The following is a 17,215-nucleotide window of genomic DNA, read 5'->3' as shown; positions in this document are numbered from 1 at the left end:
TATGGCAGGTTTAACGAGTTCTACGATAGGTAGAAAATATGCTATGGCATTATCAGCTCTATTTTTGCTGATTTTTCTTATACTGCATTTGACGACCAATTTGTTATCAGTTCTTAACAGGGATGCATTCAATACGGCATCCGATTTTATGGGCTATAATCCTTTTGTGCAGTTCTTAATGCAGCCTGTTCTTGGTTTCGCAGTTATTTTCCATTTTATCATGGGATTTGTTCTTGAAATTAAGAATAATAAGGCGCGTCCTGTAAAGTACGCTTCAAACAATCCTTCTGTGAACTCTTCATGGATGTCTAGAAATATGATTATTTCCGGAGCAGTTGTTTTGGCTTTCTTGGCGCTTCACTTATACGATTTCTGGATACACGAAATGAATTACAAGTATCTGGAAGGAATTGCTCCTGATGCAGAACGTTTCTGGCCAGAGCTTCACGAGAAGTTTGCTGATCTTTGGAGAGTAGCAATTTATGTAATTGCTTTTGTATTGTTGGGTCTGCATTTGGCTCACGGTTTTCAGTCTTCATTCCAGTCGATCGGGGCTAGACATCCAAAATATACTCCGGTAATTAAAGCTTTCGGGAAATGGTATTCAATCCTTATTCCTGCAGGATTTATTTTTATCGCAATTTTTCACTTTGTAACTCAATAATATCAATATACCAATATGAGTAAATTAGATTCAAAAATTCCAGCAGGTCCTCTTAAGGATAAATGGAAAAATCATAAAGACCATATGAACCTTGTTGCACCAAACAACAGAGATAAGATTGATATTATTGTTGTAGGTACAGGTTTGGCAGGCGGTTCTGCTGCAGCTACTTTGGCTGAGCAGGGATATAACGTAAAAGCATTCTGCTATCAGGATTCTCCAAGAAGAGCACACTCTATTGCAGCTCAGGGGGGTATTAACGCTGCTAAAAATTATCAGGGAGACGGTGACTCTACTTACAGATTGTTTTATGACACGATTAAAGGTGGTGACTATAGAGCAAGAGAGGCCAACGTTTACAGATTAGCTGAAGTGTCTGCAAATATTATCGACCAATGCGTTGCTCAAGGGGTTCCTTTCGGACGTGAGTACGGAGGTCAGCTGGATAACCGTTCATTTGGTGGAGTTCAGGTAAAAAGAACTTTCTACGCAAAAGGGCAGACAGGTCAACAGTTATTATTAGGTGCATATTCTGCAATGAGCCGTCAGATCGGTAAAGGTAGAATTAAAATGTACAACCGTCATGAAATGATGGATCTTGTAATCGTTGACGGAAAAGCAAGAGGTATCATCGCAAGAAACCTTGTAACAGGAGAAATTGAAAGACATTCTGCTCACGCTGTTGTTATTGCTTCCGGAGGTTACGGAAACGTATATTTCCTTTCTACCAATGCAATGGGTTCAAACGTTTCTGCAGCTTGGAAAATTCACAAAAAGGGAGCTTACTTCGCAAACCCTTGCTACGTACAGATTCACCCGACTTGTATTCCGGTTCACGGAACTCAGCAGTCTAAACTTACTTTGATGTCTGAATCATTAAGAAACTCAGGTAGAATCTGGGTTCCTAAAAAGATTGAAGACGCAGAAGCTATCAGAGAAGGTAAATTGAGACCTGAAAATATTAAAGAAGAAGACAGAGATTATTATTTAGAAAGAAGATATCCTGCATTTGGTAACCTTGTACCAAGAGACGTTGCCTCAAGAGCTGCTAAGGAAAGATGTGATGCCGGATACGGAATCGAAAATAATGATACAAAAGAAGGGGTTTACCTTGATTTCTCTACAGAGATCATGAAAAAAGGTAGAGAAGCCGCTATCGAAAAACATATCCACAATCCAACCGATCAGCAGATTTATGATTTAGGAAAAGCTTGGGTGGAAGAGAAGTATGGTAACTTATTCGTAATGTATGAAAAAATTACGGCGGATGATCCTTACAAAACTCCGATGAAGATTTATCCTGCAGTTCACTACACAATGGGTGGTGTTTGGGTTGATTACAACTTACAATCTACAATTCCTGGATGTTTTGTAATTGGTGAGGCAAACTTCTCAGATCACGGAGCAAACAGACTGGGAGCTTCTGCATTGATGCAAGGTTTGGCAGATGGATATTTTGTATTGCCTTACACAATTGCAGATTACCTTTCTGCAGATATCAGAACGGGAGCTATTCCTACCAATTCAGGAGCGTTTGACGAGGCTGAAAAAGGAATTAAAGATAAAATTGATTTCTTCTTAAATAATAAAGGAACCCATTCAGTGGATCACTTCCACAAGCAACTAGGAAACATTATGTGGAATAAAGTTGGTATGGGTAGAACTCCTGAAGGATTGGCAGAAGCCATCAAAGAAATTGAAGAAGTAAGAAACGACTTCTGGAAGAATGTAAAAGTTCCTGGAGATAATGACGGCATGAACACTGAGCTTGAAAAAGCATTCAGAGTTGCGGATTTCCTAGAACTTGGACAATTAATGGCTATCGATGCATTGCACAGAAATGAGTCTTGTGGAGGACATTTCCGTGAAGACCACTCAACTCCGGACGGAGAAGCGGAAAGAGATGACGTTAATTACAAATACGTCGGAGCTTGGGAATATCAGGGAAGCGATATCAACAAAGAGGTATTGCATAAAGAAGAACTGATATATGACAACATCGAGGTTAAAACTAGAAGTTACAAATAATCTCCAACCTATAAATATAACATTATGAGTGCAAAAAAAGGCTTACATCTTACGCTGAAAATTTGGAGACAAAAAAATAATAAAACCAAAGGTCAGTTTGAGACCTACAAAATATCGGATGTTTCTACAGATTCTTCATTTTTGGAAATGCTGGACATCCTGAACGAAAATCTTATTAATGAAGGAAAAGAGCCTGTAGCTTTCGATCACGACTGTCGTGAAGGAATTTGCGGAATGTGTTCTCTTTACATCAACGGTAGAGCGCACGGTCCGGATACAGGAATCACTACCTGCCAGCTTCACATGAGAATGTTCAAAGACGGTGAAACCATCGTTATTGAGCCTTGGAGAAGTGCTGCTTTCCCGGTTATTAAAGATTTAATGGTAGACAGAAGTGCATTCGACAGGGTAATGGCTGCAGGTGGTTTCATTTCGGTGAACACTTCAGGAAATACTTTGGATGCGAACGCAATTCCGGTTCCTAAAGAAGATGCGGACAAAGCAATGGATGCTGCAGCTTGTATCGGATGCGGAGCTTGTGTAGCTACCTGTAAAAATGGTTCTGCAATGCTATTTGTAGGGGCTAAAGTTTCTCAGTACGCTCTTTTACCTCAAGGTAGAATAGAGGCGAAGAGAAGAGTTCTGAACATGGTAAAAGCGATGGACGAAGAGGGATTCGGAAACTGTTCAAATACCGGTGCTTGTGAAGTGGAATGTCCAAAAGGAATTTCTCTTGAAAACATTGCCAGAATGAACAGAGAATACATGGCAGCTCTTGTTGACAGAGGATAAATTTTATCATATATAAAGAAAAAATCGCCACCTTTACAGGATGGCGATTTTTTTTATACAATAATTCCTTCAAACATATTTTAAATATGAATGTGAATATTTCACAAATAAACAAAACGGTCTTTCGAAAACTTTTTTTATTCGCTTTCTTATTTTGCTTCGGGCTTTGTTTTACACAAAATTTCCAGTTAAAGAAAGATTCAGAATTTATCAAAAATTACCAGATTGAAATATACGGTCAGGAAAACCAGTTGTTTATATCTGAAAACGGTATTGTTGATATTCCTCTGGAAATCATCAACAAAGCGGAAGCCTTTGTGATTGTTGATTTAGATAAGAAGATAGACTATCATCTTTATAAAGAAGAGCTGAAAATTAAAGACTCTGTTTTGTATTTTTCTCAGGGTAAAATTATTGAAACTGTTGTTATTAATAGTAAAAAGGAAGAAACATTAATCGGTATAGAAGATAAAGGATGGGCTTCACGACTATACATTCGACCGGGTACATCAAGAATGGTTGAGATTCCTGAAAACAAATTGTATGTAGGTAAAAAAATAAAGAAAATCAGATACTATTTCAGTGGCGGAAAGCATCCGGTAACCGGAGAAAGGGTTGATAAAAGTGATACAAAAATTATTGCTTTTATGTACACTTGTGAATCGGCGGATTGTAAAAATCCACAATATCTTCTTCCGAAGACGGAGGTGAATTTTACGGGTAATGGTAAATACTTAGAAATAGATGTTAACCATAGAAATATCATCATTGACGAAACTTTTAAAAATATATACGTAGGATTTGTATCACTGGGCAGTTTTGTAATTAAAATGAAGAAAGCTAATAAAATAGACGAAAATAAATGTTATAATGTAGAAGAGAAGTTTCAATGGTTTAAACAAGCTACTTACCATTGCCCGGTAATTTTCCTCTCCATAGAATAAGTGTCATCCTATCGTTTTCCCGGATAACTGAAATATTAGTTAAATCTTTCATAAAATACCTTAAATAATTGTTTTCAGTTGATTGGAAAAACCTATTTTTGCTACATTATTAAAATCAAAAATGAAAAAATATCTTTTATTGTTTATCATCGCTGTTTTTGCGGTGTCTTGCTCTAAAAAAGTTGAAGTAAAAGGAAAAATTACAGGAGCTTCTCCGTTAGAGAGAATCGAATTTATTGAAGCTTCAGGGGTAGCAACGTTACCTTTGGCTAATATTGGTGTAAAAAATGACGGAACATTTTCTGGTAGCTTTGAAGCTCCTAAAAATGGAATGTATTTAATCAATTATGCAGGTAAGCAAAATTTAGTATATCTTAAAGGAGGTCAGACTCTTGAAATCTCCGGAAATGGAATGACATTTCCTTCAGAATATGTAATTACCGGTGATGCTAAAAAGAATAATGACTTCTTTATGGCAACTCAGAAATACCTTGGAGAATATGGACAGAAAGTAAACACTACAATGTCTGAACTGATGACGAAAGATGATAAAGCTTTTGTAGCAGGAGTTCAGAAAATTGAAAAAAACATTAGTGATAATATTGATCAGAATGTTAAAAAATTCAATCCGGATAATGAAATTGTAGAGTGGAAAAAGAATGATCTTTCTGCAACGATACTTTCTATTCTTATGCAGTATGAAATGAGACAGAAGCAGTTCTCAGGAAATCCTTCATTCAAGCCTTCAAAAGTGTTTACAGATTATGAAAACAAACTTCAGGAGAATAAGGATGTTATGGTAAAAGAGAATCCTTTCTACAGACAATATTTATTGACTAAAATTAGCCCTGATTTTCAAAAGTATGCCGAAGCTAACAGTAAAGGCAAAACTGACATTACAACTTCTGAGCTTTTCTCTCAGTATTTAAAAACGGATAAAAATCTTTCAGATACAGCTAAAGATTATTTATTAGCTTTCGTAATGGCACAATCTGATATTCACCCGGGTACTCCTGCTAAAACTTCAGATAAAATCAAAAAAATCATTGATACTGAAATTAAAGATGCTACCATTAAAGCAGACTTGGCTAAAATTCAGACAGCTGTAATCGGATTAAAAGTAGGAGAAGTTGCTCCTGAAGCATCATTGATCAAGCAGGATGGTAAATCATATAAATTGTCAGAAAATAAAGGGAAACCTTATATGTTATGCTTCTATGCATCTTGGAATCCTTATATCGCAGAATCTACAGTACCGGTTTTGAAAGAAGTTGTTAATTTCTATAAATCAAAAATGAATTTTGTTTTTGTAAATGTTGATGACACTAAAGATCAGTTTATTAAGACAAGCAATGCAATGTTCAAAGGAATTCCGGGAACAAACGTGTATGCAGAAGGAGGTTTAAATTCAGATATTGCAAAAAAATACGGGATCTATGGCTTCAAACTTCCAAATTTTGTAATCGTTGATAAAGACGGAAAAATTGCAAGCAGATCTTTTGTAAATCTTGGTGAACAGGAATTGGTAACAATTTTAGATAAGCAAACAGGTTTGTCTGCTCCTAAAGTAGATCCTAATGTTCAGTTACAGCAAGGTGCAGGAATGGATCCGGCAGTAGTAGCGGCTCAGCAGGCTGCTGCACAAAAACAGGCTCCTCAACCGGCTCAGGCAAAATAATAAACATTTAGTAAACATATGAAAACCTTATCTTCGGATAAGGTTTTTTTTATTGTATTTTTGCAAACTGAGACTTTACAGTTTCAATTAGGAAAATAGAAAATTTTAGAATGAGCAGAAAGAATAAGAAAAATTTAGTTCTTGAAAATATAAAGTTGTTAACTGCAGGAGCAAAGGGTGTTGCTATCGGGAAAACAGAAGAAGGGAAAGCAGTTATGGTAACCGGAGCGATTCCAGGTGATATTGTGAACGTAAAAGTGAAAAAGGCGAAGTCAAAATATTATGAAGGCGAAGCTATAGAAGTTCTTGAAAAATCACCTTACAGAGTTGACCCTAAATGTATTCACTTTGGGGTTTGCGGAGGTTGCAAATGGCAGAATATGAGCTATGAAAAGCAGCTTGATTTCAAGCAGGAGGAAGTTTACAACAACATCAAAAGAATTGGAGGAATTGAAAACTTTGAAACCGTTCCGATTCTGGGCTCGGAAGAACAATATTTTTACAGAAATAAAATGGAGTTTTCGTTCTCGAATACTCGCTGGCTGACTCAATACGAAATAAGTTCTGAAGAAAATTTTGGCAATAAAGATGCTTTAGGTTTCCATATTCCGGGAATGTGGAGCAAGATTCTTGATCTTAAAGAATGTTTTCTTCAGGAGGATCCTTCCAATCAAATCAGGCTTGCAGTAAAGAAATATGCTGTAGATAACGGACTGGATTTCTTTGATGTAAGAAATCACGAAGGCTTTTTAAGAACCTTAATGATGAGACAGAACTCTAAAGGAGAGTGGATGGTTCTTTTCCAGTTGTACAGAGAAGAAAAAGAGAACAGAGAAAAGCTTTTTGAGTTTTTATTAGAGAAATTCCCTCAGATTAAAACCTTGGTGTATGCGATTAATCCGAAGCCGAATGATTCCATTTACGATCTGGATATCAATGTATATTTCGGAGAAGGGTATTTGATGGAAGAAATGGATGGATTAAAGTTCAAAATAGGTCCGAAATCATTCTTTCAAACCAATTATAAGCAAGCTCTAGAGTTATACAGAAAAACGCTTGAATTTGCCGACTTAAAAGGAGATGAAGTTGTTTATGACTTATACACAGGGACGGGCACAATTGCACAATATGTGGCAAGAAACGCAAAACAGGTGATCGGTATAGAATCTGTTCAGGAAGCTATTGATGCTGCAATTGAACATGCAGAGCTGAATGGTTTGACCAATACAACATTCTACTGTGGAGATATGAAGGATATTTTCAATGATGAATTCCTTGCCAATCATCCAAAAGCAGATGTTTTGATCACTGATCCACCAAGAGACGGGATGCATCAGAAAGTTGTGGAGCAGATTTTAAAACTTTCTCCGGAGAAAGTGGTGTATGTAAGCTGTAATTCTGCAACCCAGGCAAGAGATCTTGCTTTGATGAAAGAACATTATGATGTCATTAAGATTTTGCCTGTAGACATGTTTCCACAAACTCATCATGTGGAAAATATTGCATTACTTATCAAAAAATAATTACCTACATTTGAAATATTAATCATAAAATTTAAATGAAAAAAGTGAAAAACCTCAGTGCTGCTTTTATCTTAGTTACCTTGATGTTTGGCCAGTACGAATTGAAAGGTCAGGAAAAAGATTCTACAGCAGTAAAAATAGATACTGCCAAAGTGAAAAAGGATGATAAGAAAAAGCCTTCCATGAAGTCTTATAAAGAAATTATCACCGATAAGGCAATTTCCGACCAGGGGGTTATCACCGTTCATAAAATTGATGATAAATATTATTTTGAAATTCCTGACACTATATTGAAAAAGGAATTTCTGTTGGTAACAAGGCTTACAAAAGCAGCGGCAGGAATGCGTTCTGGTAGTGCCGGTTATGCAGGAGATCAGATCGGGCAGCAGGTAGTAGCTTTTGAAAAAGGACCCAAAGATAAAATACTTTTAAGATCGATTTCTTTTGTTGACTATGCGAAGGACTCTACATCAGATATGTACAATTCTGTGATCAGAAATAATGTACAATCTATTATCAAATCTTTTGATGTAAAAACATACGGGAATAATAAAAAATCTTCCGTAATTGAAGTAACAGATCTTTTAAATTCGGATAATGAGATGGTTTCTTTCGCTGCGAATTCTAAAGACGATTTCAGAGTAGGGACATTTCAGAAGGATATGTCTTTTGTAAATTTTGTAAAATCCTATCCAACCAATCTTGAGATCAATACCACCAAAACTTTTGCTCGTACGTTAGGAAGACCAATACCAGGAATTCCTGCTGCCAATCTGCCAAAAGTGAGTGGAAACTATACGGTGGAAATCAATTCTTCATTTGTTCTTTTACCGGAAAATAAAATGCAGGCAAGGTATTTTGACCCAAGAGTAGGATACTTTGCAGTAGGGTATACAGATTTTGATCTTGACCCTCAAGGTGTAAAAAGGGTTTCTCTGGTTAAAAGATGGAGGTTGGAGCCTAAACCTCAGGATTTGGAAAAATATAAAAAAGGAGAGCTTGTGGAACCTGCAAAACCTATTGTATTCTATATTGATCCTGCAACCCCTAAAAAATGGGTTCCTTATCTGATTCAGGGAGTAAATGACTGGCAAAAAGCTTTTGAAAAAGCAGGTTTCAAAAATGCAATTTATGCTAAAGTTCCGGACCCGAAAGTTGATCCGGAATGGAGCCTTGAAGATGCAAGATTTTCAGCAATTGTATATAAACCTTCAGATGTGCCTAATGCTTCAGGGCCTTCAATTTCGGACCCGAGAACAGGAGAAATTATGGAAAGTCATATCAACTGGTATCATAATGTAATGATGCTGTTGAGAAACTGGTATTTTGTTCAGGCTTCGCCGAATGATGAACGGGCAAGAAAAATTGAATTTGATGATAAATTGATGGGAGAGCTTATTCGTTTTGTTTCGTCTCATGAAGTGGGGCATACATTAGGATTAAGACATAATTTCGGATCGAGTTCTACCGTACCTGTTGAAAAATTGAGAGATAAAAAATGGCTTGAAAAAAATGGTCATACTCCTTCAATTATGGATTATGCACGATTTAATTATGTAGCTCAGCCGGAAGATAATATCGGAGAATCCGGAATTATGCCGAGAATTGGGGATTATGATAATTGGGCTATTGAGTGGGGATATAGAAGATTTTATCAATATAATACTCCTGATCTGGAAAAGGAATATTTAAATAACTGGGTGATCAAAAATCTTAAAAACGAAAGACTTTGGTTCGGCACAGAAACCAATCCTTTTGATCCTAGATCTCAAAGTGAGCAGGTAGGAGATAATGCAATGATTGCAAGTTCTTACGGAATTAAAAACCTAAAAAGAATTATTGATAATCTTGAAAAGTGGACCAAAACTCCGAATGAAGATTATGATAACCTTGGAATGATGTATGATCAGGTAACCACACAGTTCAGAAGATATGCAGGTCATGTTTCAAAATATATCGGTGGACAGATGGAAACTCCTAAAACCGCAGAACAGTCGGGAGCGGTATATGAAGTAGTCGCTAAAAAAGATCAGAAGGAAGCTATGAAGTTTTTGGAGGAAAATGTTTTCACAACACCGCAATGGCTGCTGAAAAAAGAAATTTTTGAAAAAACAGGAAAAACGCCGGTAAAAACAGTTGAAGATATTCAGAATGGTGTTCTTGCAAGAATTTTGAGCCCAATGGTTTTAAATAATATGTATCAGATGGAAGCGATAGATCCGAATACCTATACAACGGTTGAATTATTTTCAGATCTTAATGCTTCAATCATTAAAAAAGAAAATCCGGATGTGTATGGAAGAAATCTTCAGAGAAATTATGTTGATAATTTAATTAAGCTTATTGACGTGAAAAACTCTGACAGATCTGATGTTTCGGCTATTGCAAGAGGAAATTTAGTAATGATTAAAAAAGATCTTTCCGGAAGAGCAGATTCTAATACGGTAAATAAATATCACTATGAAGACCTGGTTTTCAGAATTGAAAAAGCTTTAGACCCAAAGTAAAGTAGAAGTATGAAATATATTAGCATTATTATATTATTATGTAGTCTCGGAATGCTTACTTCCTGTGGAGGAGATGATGATATCTGCGAAAGCGGAGAAGGTACACCGAGAATGAAAATCAAGTTTAAAAAAGCAGGAAAACAGACTACTTTAGATTCTATTAAAGTGTTTGTAAACTATGGTTCCAATATTGTAGATTTTGGCTGGCAAAAAAATGTAGACTCAGTTTTTGTTCCGTTGCGTGTAGATGATTCCCCTTACACGGATTTGTTTGTTAAAACTACCACTACTGCAGATTCATCTAAAGTTAGGGTAAGTTATACCACCAAAGCTATTTATGTTTCACCGGGATGCGGAATGAAAAAGAACTACGAAAATCTGAAGTCGGAACTATTATTACCAACAACTGTTTTAGGTGTGGAAACCGGGCAAAATTTTATTGAAAATGAGGAAAAAACTAATTTATATCTTAATTTTTAGTCTTTCATATTTTGTAGCTTTTGCTCAGGAAAAGAAAGAAGATCAGAAAAAAGAATGGCACTATAAGCCTAATTTTATGGTAGGTTTTGATCTGCTGAATACAGGTGCCTCTTTTTTTTCGGATAGAAAACTATATCAGGGTTTCATATCCTCAAGAATTAAAGAAAAAGTCCATGGAGTAATAGATGCGGGTTTTGAATCCAACGTTTATCAAAAAAATGGGTATGACGCTAAAGTAAATGGTGTTTTTCTCCGGTTGGGAAGCTTTTATATGCTGGCAAGAGATCCTGAAAATGAATTTAATGGTTTTTATGGTGGAGGAAAATTAGCCGCAGCGTTTTACAAACAGGAATATATGGCTATTCCGGTACGTGGATATGGAGGTAGTAGTGCTTCAGTGGCATTTCCTTCCTCTACCCAATCTTCCTATTGGATTGAAGGAACCTTAGGAGGAAGGGTTCAGTTATTCGAATCTAATTTTTATATAGATGTAAATTTACAACCTAAATACTTAGTATACACTACAAAACAGGATGATATACAGCCAATGATTGTCCCCGGTTTTGGAAGAAGCTCGGGAAAATTTACAATGGGATTTGCCTGGAATATTGCGTATAAGTTTTAGTAAAAAAAAATATGGAAAAAATAAAAGACAACTATGGAGTTGTCTTTTTGTTTTGTATGATTTGTTGTATTGCTTTATAAAGAGACGCTAATTCTTTTGGCGGATTTCCGGCATCAAAGCTTGAAGATTGATAGGTTTTTCCATTTGAAATAACAATGATAGTGGAAGCTAATGCTTGATCAGAATAACGCCCAGTGGTTGGAGCTGCCAATGATGAGATCTTAGAAAGTTCAATTAAGTTGATTTGCTTTTCTATATTCTCCCATTCTGACAAAGAAACTTTTGACTTGCTTGTATTTTCGTTTAATACAGTAATTAAATACTCTGAATTTAAAACGAAACTTCTGTTTGTTCCCCTTGTTTGTTCTTTGAGTTCTATCTTGTCTATCTCTTTTCTTTCAATATTATTGAATTGAGGATTGTTATGACTCTGTACAGAACATGAGTTTACTACAATCATTAGAAATGATAAAATAATAGCTTTCATCCACTTTTATTTAAAAATTTTCTTATAAGTTATAACTAAATTTTAGAATTATCTTAAAAATAAATATCTTTGTTGAATATTAATAATATAATGAGAAGAATTTTTACATCTGTTTTATCGTTTTCATTTGTTGCAATAGGAGTTATTACTATTCATGCTCAAAAAATACAAAAAACGAATATAAATGGCGATTTTCCAAAAAAATCAACACAAGAATTAGCTAAAAGTAATGGTTTTGACCGTTGTTCTTTTGTAGAGTATGAAGAGTATCTCCAAAAGAAAGACCCTAAAAGAATGACGACAGAACAATTTGAAGCTTGGATTGCGCCGCTAGTTGAAAAAGCTAAAGAAGAAAGACTAGCCAATAAATCTACCACTGGAGGTGTTGTTACTATTCCGGTAGTAGTACACGTTATTCATTCAGGAGAACCATATGGAACTGGTGCAAATATTACCGATGAGCAGGTACAATCCCAGATTACTGTAATGAATCAGGATTTTAGGAGAATGGCGGGAACACCAGGTTACAATACAAATGCAGTAGGAGCTGATACAATGATACAGTTTGCGTTAGCAAAGGTGGATATTAATGGGAATCCTACAAACGGTATTGATAGAGTAAACTTGTGTTATCCTGATTGGTCGACAGGTAATATTAATGGATATGTAAAACCATTAACTATTTGGGATCCTACACAATATATGAATATGTGGAGTGTGAATTTTTCTGATAATACATTGTTAGGATATGCGCAATTTCCGTCAAATTCAGGACTTGGAGGTTTAAATACTTCTGGTGGAGCAGCAAATACAGATGGTGTAGTAGCAAATTATACGACATTTGGAAGTACAGATTATGGAGCATTCCCTATGAATGCACCATATGATAAAGGAAGAACGATGACCCATGAAGTGGGACATTTTTTAGGACTTAGACATATATGGGGAGATGATAATGATGCGACAGTGTGTGCTACAGATTATTGTAATGATACACCTCCTGCACATGAAGATAATTACTCCTGTACAACACCTATTGCAAGCTGTACTTCTGGTTTGTTTGAAATGGTGGAGAATTATATGGACTATACTAATGATACTTGTATGAATATTTTTACACAGAATCAGAAGGATAGAATTACTGCTGTAATGAACAATTCTCCTCGAAGAGTAGAACTGAAAACTTCTACAAAAGATGTTGCAATTCCATTATTTCCAAATGATGCAGAAATAAAACTAGAGAACCAATGTTCTGTAGACAATTATTGTACCGGATATATTATCAATGTAGTACTTACGAACAGAGGGACTTCTGCTCTTACTTCTGCAGTTATTTCGTATACAATAAATGGAACTCCTTATTCTTATAACTGGTCAGGTAATTTGGCACAAAATAAATATGGGATTGTTGCATTGCCGGTTCCTACATCAGCAACAAACGGAGCTTTGGCAATTAATATTTCAAGTGTAAATGGTGTCGCTGATCAAAGAGCTTCTAATAATACAGTAACAGGAACTTTTAACAATACAATCGCATCAAGTTCAGGTACTAATTTTGTATTTAATTTACAATTAGATTATTGGGGCTCTGAAGTAAGCTGGAATTTGAAAAATAGTGCGGGAACGATTGTTTATAGCAGCGGAGTATATTCTGATGTGCCAAATCCTACCTCTTCTACTCCTCTTCCTGCTCTTTATACAGAAAACTGGACGCTAAACCCAAATGAATGTTATACATTTACTATTAATGATACATATGGTGACGGGATTTATGATAATGGAGGCTTTTATAAGATAAAAAACTCTGCTGGAACTGATGTTGTTGTTGGTTCTTCATACTTTAAAAAACAGACTAGAGCTTTGAAATTAAGTACATTAGGGACTAGTGAGGTAAGTAATCAGAATTTTGGAGTTTATCCAAATCCTGCTACAGATGTTCTTAATATAACTAAAGTCTCAGAAAAAGCTAAATTTGAAATTCATAATGCTGTTGGACAGTTGGTAAAAACTGGAGATATTAAAAATAATCAGGTGAGAGTTGCTGAGTTGATCAAAGGCACTTACATTATTACGATTAAAGATAATAGTCTTACTGAAAATATTAAGTTTATTAAAAAATAAGTAAAATCTTTACTGTAAACAAAAACCTCAAGTAATTTGCTTGAGGTTTTTTTATCACTAATATTTGATTTTTGTAAAATGATTATTTAACATAATTTTTAGTTTTTATGTATTTTGAATAATTTTAAAGCATTATATTTGGAGATTAAATAATTATTAAGATTTGTTTTTATGAAAAAACTTATTACTGTTTTATTTTGTAGTGTAATAGCAATGCCGGCGTTTGCCCAATGGTCTCCATCTTCGAGACCAGTAAGGAGCTCTAAAGCTGAGATCTCTCCGGTAACAGGGTATTACAAACTTAATATTCAACAGCTTCAACAGCAGCTTAAAAATGCTCAGGAGACAGGTCCAAATGCTAAACCAGTTGAAATATCATTGCCAACATTGAATGGTAGAATGGAAAAATTTGCTGTGTATAGTTTTCCAGTTATGGCAAAAGAATTGGCAGATCAATATCAATTAGGATCTTACATTGGAGTTGGGATTGATGATCCTAATAAACAATTGAGGTTCTCAGTTGCTCCAAACGATTTTCAGTCAATGATCACGAACAATGGTCAGTATGAATTTATTGATGCTCAGAATAGTGATAAAACTATTTATGGAGTACATCCTAAAACGATTAATACAAATGGGAAGAGTTTTGTATGTAGTACGGAAGAAAATCCTCAAATGATTAATCAGATTCAGCAAATGGCTAAAAAGGGTCAGATGTTTAGCAACCAAGCAAATGATACTTCAAAAAACTCTGATAAAAAATATAGAACAATGAGGTTGGCTATCTCTGCAACAAGTTCTTATGTAACATTTACCGGAGGTACTTTGGCTTCGGCTTTAGCTCAGATTAATGCTACAATGACAAGGGTAAATGGAGTTTTTGAGAAGGACTTTGCATTACATCTTAATATCGCAAACTTTCCTGGAATTATTTATACAGATCCAGCGACAGATCCATATGTAGGCGTTACCAATTTAAATCTAAAATTACAACAACTTCTTACGGCAAATGTAGGTGACGCAAATTATGATATTGGTCACGTTTTTAATGCTGCAGGTGGAAATGGTAATGCGGGTTGTATTGGTTGTGTATGTATTGCACCAGCAACGACTAATTCTTTAGCGAAAGGGTCTGCTTTTACACAAAGTACATCTCCTACAGGAGATACTTTTGATATTGATTATGTTGCTCACGAAATGGGGCATCAGCTTGGGGCAAATCATACCTTTGCTCATAGTATTGAAGGATCTGGTGTAAATATGGAACCGGGTTCAGGTTCTACTATTATGGGGTATGCTGGAATTACTAATGCTGATGTTCAGGCACATTCTGATGCTTATTTTCATGTGGCAAGTATTATACAGGTTCAAAATAATCTAACTAGTAAAACCTGTGATACAGAAACTGCAATTGCAAACAATCCGCCGGTAATAGCGTCTCTTCCAACATATAGTATTCCTAAAGGAACTGCATTCGTACTTACTGCTTCTGCAACTGATCCGGAAAATGATCCATTAACATATACTTGGGAGGAGTTTGATGATGCAGGGGCTGTAGTAAATGGAGTAATAACAGGTGGAACAATTACAGCTGCGAATTTAGGTACAACAACCTATGGGGCATCATTTAGATCAATAGCTCCTACTACTAGTCCAACACGTTATTTTCCTAAACTTTCATCTGTTTTAAATGGTGTTTTAAATAATTCTACCAATCAGTGGGAATCAGTTTCTCAAGTAGCAAGAGCATCTAACTTCGCGGTTACTGTAAGGGACAATAATGCTAATGTTTTCCAACAACAGACACAGTCTGCTCTTCAAACGATTAATGTTGGAAGTGATGGTCCGTTTAAAGTAAACGATTTGTATCAATACGGCTTTGTAAATGTCGCTGCTCCGATTTTATGGGATGTAGTAAATACATCATCTGCTCCTTATAGTGTAACAAATGTTAAGATTGACTATACAGTAGATAACGGAACGACTTGGAATGTTTTAATAGCTTCTACTCCAAATGATGGTTCTGAGAATTTTACTTTCCCGGCGTCTTTGAATAATCAAACAATTAAATTGAGAATTTCTGCTATTGGGAACGTATTCTATGCTGTAAAAACAATTTATGTTACGACTTCTGCTGTATGTGGTTCTGCTCCAAACGGAATTTTTATTAATACAATTACTTCTACAACGGCAAATGTAAATTGGGCACCAATATCTGGAGCCACATCTTATAATATTAGATATAAAAAAGTTTCGGATACTAACTGGACGCAAACGACTTCAACTACAAACTCTGTTGCGCTATCTAATCTTACTGCTGCAACTGCTTATGAAGTTCAGGTAGCTACAGTTTGTTCAGGCGCTCCTAGTGGTTATTCATCATCCGGAAATTTCTCAACATTAGCTACTACTTATTGTACAGCTTCAGGTGTTTCAGGCTCACCGTTTTACATTTCAAATGTTTCCGTAACAGGATCTATCAATAATACTTCAGGAACAAGTACATATACAGATTTTACAACAAATTCCGCTTTACAGCTTAATCTTGTGAAAGGAAGTCAGTATAGTATTACAGTTACTGGTGCAGCTGCTAACTATAATACAGTTATGGTATTTATTGACTACAACTTAGATGGTACTTTTGCTTCTACTGAGAGAATTCTTAATTTCCCTGTTGCTAATACAGCTGCATTTACAGGAACTTTTACTGTTCCTTCAACAGCAATAGAAGGCCAGCCGCTCAGAATGAGAATTTTATATGCTTATGCTGGTTCTGCAAATGTTGGACTGGTAGGGCCAGCAACTTGGGCGTGCGGGACAGGAAATTACTATGGTGAAGTTGAAGATTACAATGTTGTTGTTACAGCAGCTTTGGGTACAAATGATATTACTAACACAAAAGATGGTATTCAAATCTATCCAAACCCGGCAACAGATTTCTTAAATGTAACTAAAGTTTCTGATAAAGCAACTTATAAAATTTATAATACTGCTGGACAATTAGTAAGCAACGGAAATATTAGTGGCGGAAAGATTAATGTTTCTGCATTGGTAAAAGGAGCTTATGTAATTTCTATTGAAGATAAAGGAAATGATTTGTTTAAATCTAAGTTTATTAAAAAATAAATAGTCAATCTTTTATAGATTCCAAAGCCTCATGTTTACATGGGGCTTTTTTATTTTTATACCATTATTTATTTAATGTTTATGATGTATAATGAATGATTGTCATTGGTTTTTTTAATGAATTTGATTAAAAAAATAAAGATTTAATAGGATGATTGTAAAAAATGATTAGATTTGTATAAATAATACCAAAACAAGTGAAATATTATGAAAAAATGCAATTCCCCCAATATTCTAGAA

General features: G+C 35.3%; 12 protein-coding genes. 11 read left to right on the top strand and 1 reads right to left on the bottom strand.

All coding sequences use genetic code 11. From position 1 onward, the window contains the following. Position 1 precedes the first annotated feature (1 nt). The 9 genes from CLV73_RS10855 (at position 2) to CLV73_RS10815 (ending at position 11,241) form a co-directional block, all read left to right on the top strand. The gene (locus tag CLV73_RS10855) at positions 2 to 664 is read left to right on the top strand and encodes a succinate dehydrogenase cytochrome b subunit (protein ID WP_100376821.1); all 663 of its coding nucleotides are present in this window, start codon (positions 2 to 4) and stop codon (positions 662 to 664) included. A 15-nt stretch (positions 665 to 679) separates the two neighbouring features. Next, entirely contained in the window at positions 680 to 2,692 is a 2,013-nt protein-coding gene (locus tag CLV73_RS10850) for a fumarate reductase/succinate dehydrogenase flavoprotein subunit (RefSeq protein ID WP_100376820.1), read from the top strand. Positions 2,693 to 2,716: 24 nt separating this feature from the next. Beyond that, positions 2,717 to 3,484: a succinate dehydrogenase/fumarate reductase iron-sulfur subunit gene (locus CLV73_RS10845; protein ID WP_100376819.1), complete on the top strand. Its 768-nt coding sequence runs from the start codon at positions 2,717 to 2,719 to the stop codon at positions 3,482 to 3,484. An 86-nt stretch (positions 3,485 to 3,570) separates the two neighbouring features. Beyond that, complete coding sequence (locus CLV73_RS10840; RefSeq protein WP_100376818.1) at positions 3,571 to 4,428, top strand: hypothetical protein; 858 nt, start codon at positions 3,571 to 3,573, stop codon at positions 4,426 to 4,428. A 121-nt stretch (positions 4,429 to 4,549) separates the two neighbouring features. Continuing rightward, on the top strand, positions 4,550 to 6,106 hold the full coding sequence (locus tag CLV73_RS10835; protein ID WP_100376817.1) for a TlpA family protein disulfide reductase: 1,557 nt from the start codon (positions 4,550 to 4,552) through the stop codon (positions 6,104 to 6,106). 110 nt (positions 6,107 to 6,216) lie between these two features. After that, complete coding sequence (rlmD, locus tag CLV73_RS10830; RefSeq protein WP_100376816.1) at positions 6,217 to 7,629, top strand: 23S rRNA (uracil(1939)-C(5))-methyltransferase RlmD; 1,413 nt, start codon at positions 6,217 to 6,219, stop codon at positions 7,627 to 7,629. A gap of 35 nt (positions 7,630 to 7,664) precedes the next feature. Next, complete coding sequence (locus CLV73_RS10825; RefSeq protein ID WP_100376815.1) at positions 7,665 to 10,136, top strand: zinc-dependent metalloprotease; 2,472 nt, start codon at positions 7,665 to 7,667, stop codon at positions 10,134 to 10,136. 9 nt (positions 10,137 to 10,145) lie between these two features. Then, entirely contained in the window at positions 10,146 to 10,616 is a 471-nt protein-coding gene (locus CLV73_RS10820) for a DUF6452 family protein (RefSeq protein WP_100376814.1), read from the top strand. Then, positions 10,582 to 11,241, top strand: a complete 660-nt coding sequence (locus CLV73_RS10815; RefSeq protein ID WP_100376813.1) for a DUF6048 family protein — start codon at positions 10,582 to 10,584, stop codon at positions 11,239 to 11,241. Before CLV73_RS10820 ends, CLV73_RS10815 begins: the two co-directional genes overlap by 35 nt. 31 nt (positions 11,242 to 11,272) lie before the next feature. Here CLV73_RS10815 and CLV73_RS10810 read toward each other — a convergent pair whose 3' ends face one another. After that, the gene (locus tag CLV73_RS10810; protein WP_100376812.1) at positions 11,273 to 11,728 is read right to left on the bottom strand and encodes a hypothetical protein; all 456 of its coding nucleotides are present in this window, start codon (positions 11,726 to 11,728) and stop codon (positions 11,273 to 11,275) included. Positions 11,729 to 11,818: 90 nt separating this feature from the next. Between CLV73_RS10810 and CLV73_RS10805 the strand changes: the two genes are divergently transcribed. Both CLV73_RS10805 and CLV73_RS10800 read left to right on the top strand, forming a co-directional pair. Further along, on the top strand, positions 11,819 to 13,849 hold the full coding sequence (locus tag CLV73_RS10805; RefSeq protein WP_100376811.1) for a M43 family zinc metalloprotease: 2,031 nt from the start codon (positions 11,819 to 11,821) through the stop codon (positions 13,847 to 13,849). Positions 13,850 to 14,020: 171 nt separating this feature from the next. Then, positions 14,021 to 16,975 carry a reprolysin-like metallopeptidase gene (locus CLV73_RS10800; protein ID WP_100376810.1) on the top strand — a complete coding sequence of 985 codons (2,955 nt, stop codon included), beginning with the start codon at positions 14,021 to 14,023 and terminating at the stop codon, positions 16,973 to 16,975. Positions 16,976 to 17,215: the final 240 nt, after the last annotated feature.

Origin of the sequence: Chryseobacterium geocarposphaerae, assembly GCF_002797535.1 — a bacterium.
Taxonomy (GTDB): Bacteria; Bacteroidota; Bacteroidia; order Flavobacteriales; family Weeksellaceae; genus Chryseobacterium; species Chryseobacterium geocarposphaerae.
This window is presented reverse-complemented; position numbering and strand designations above follow the sequence as displayed.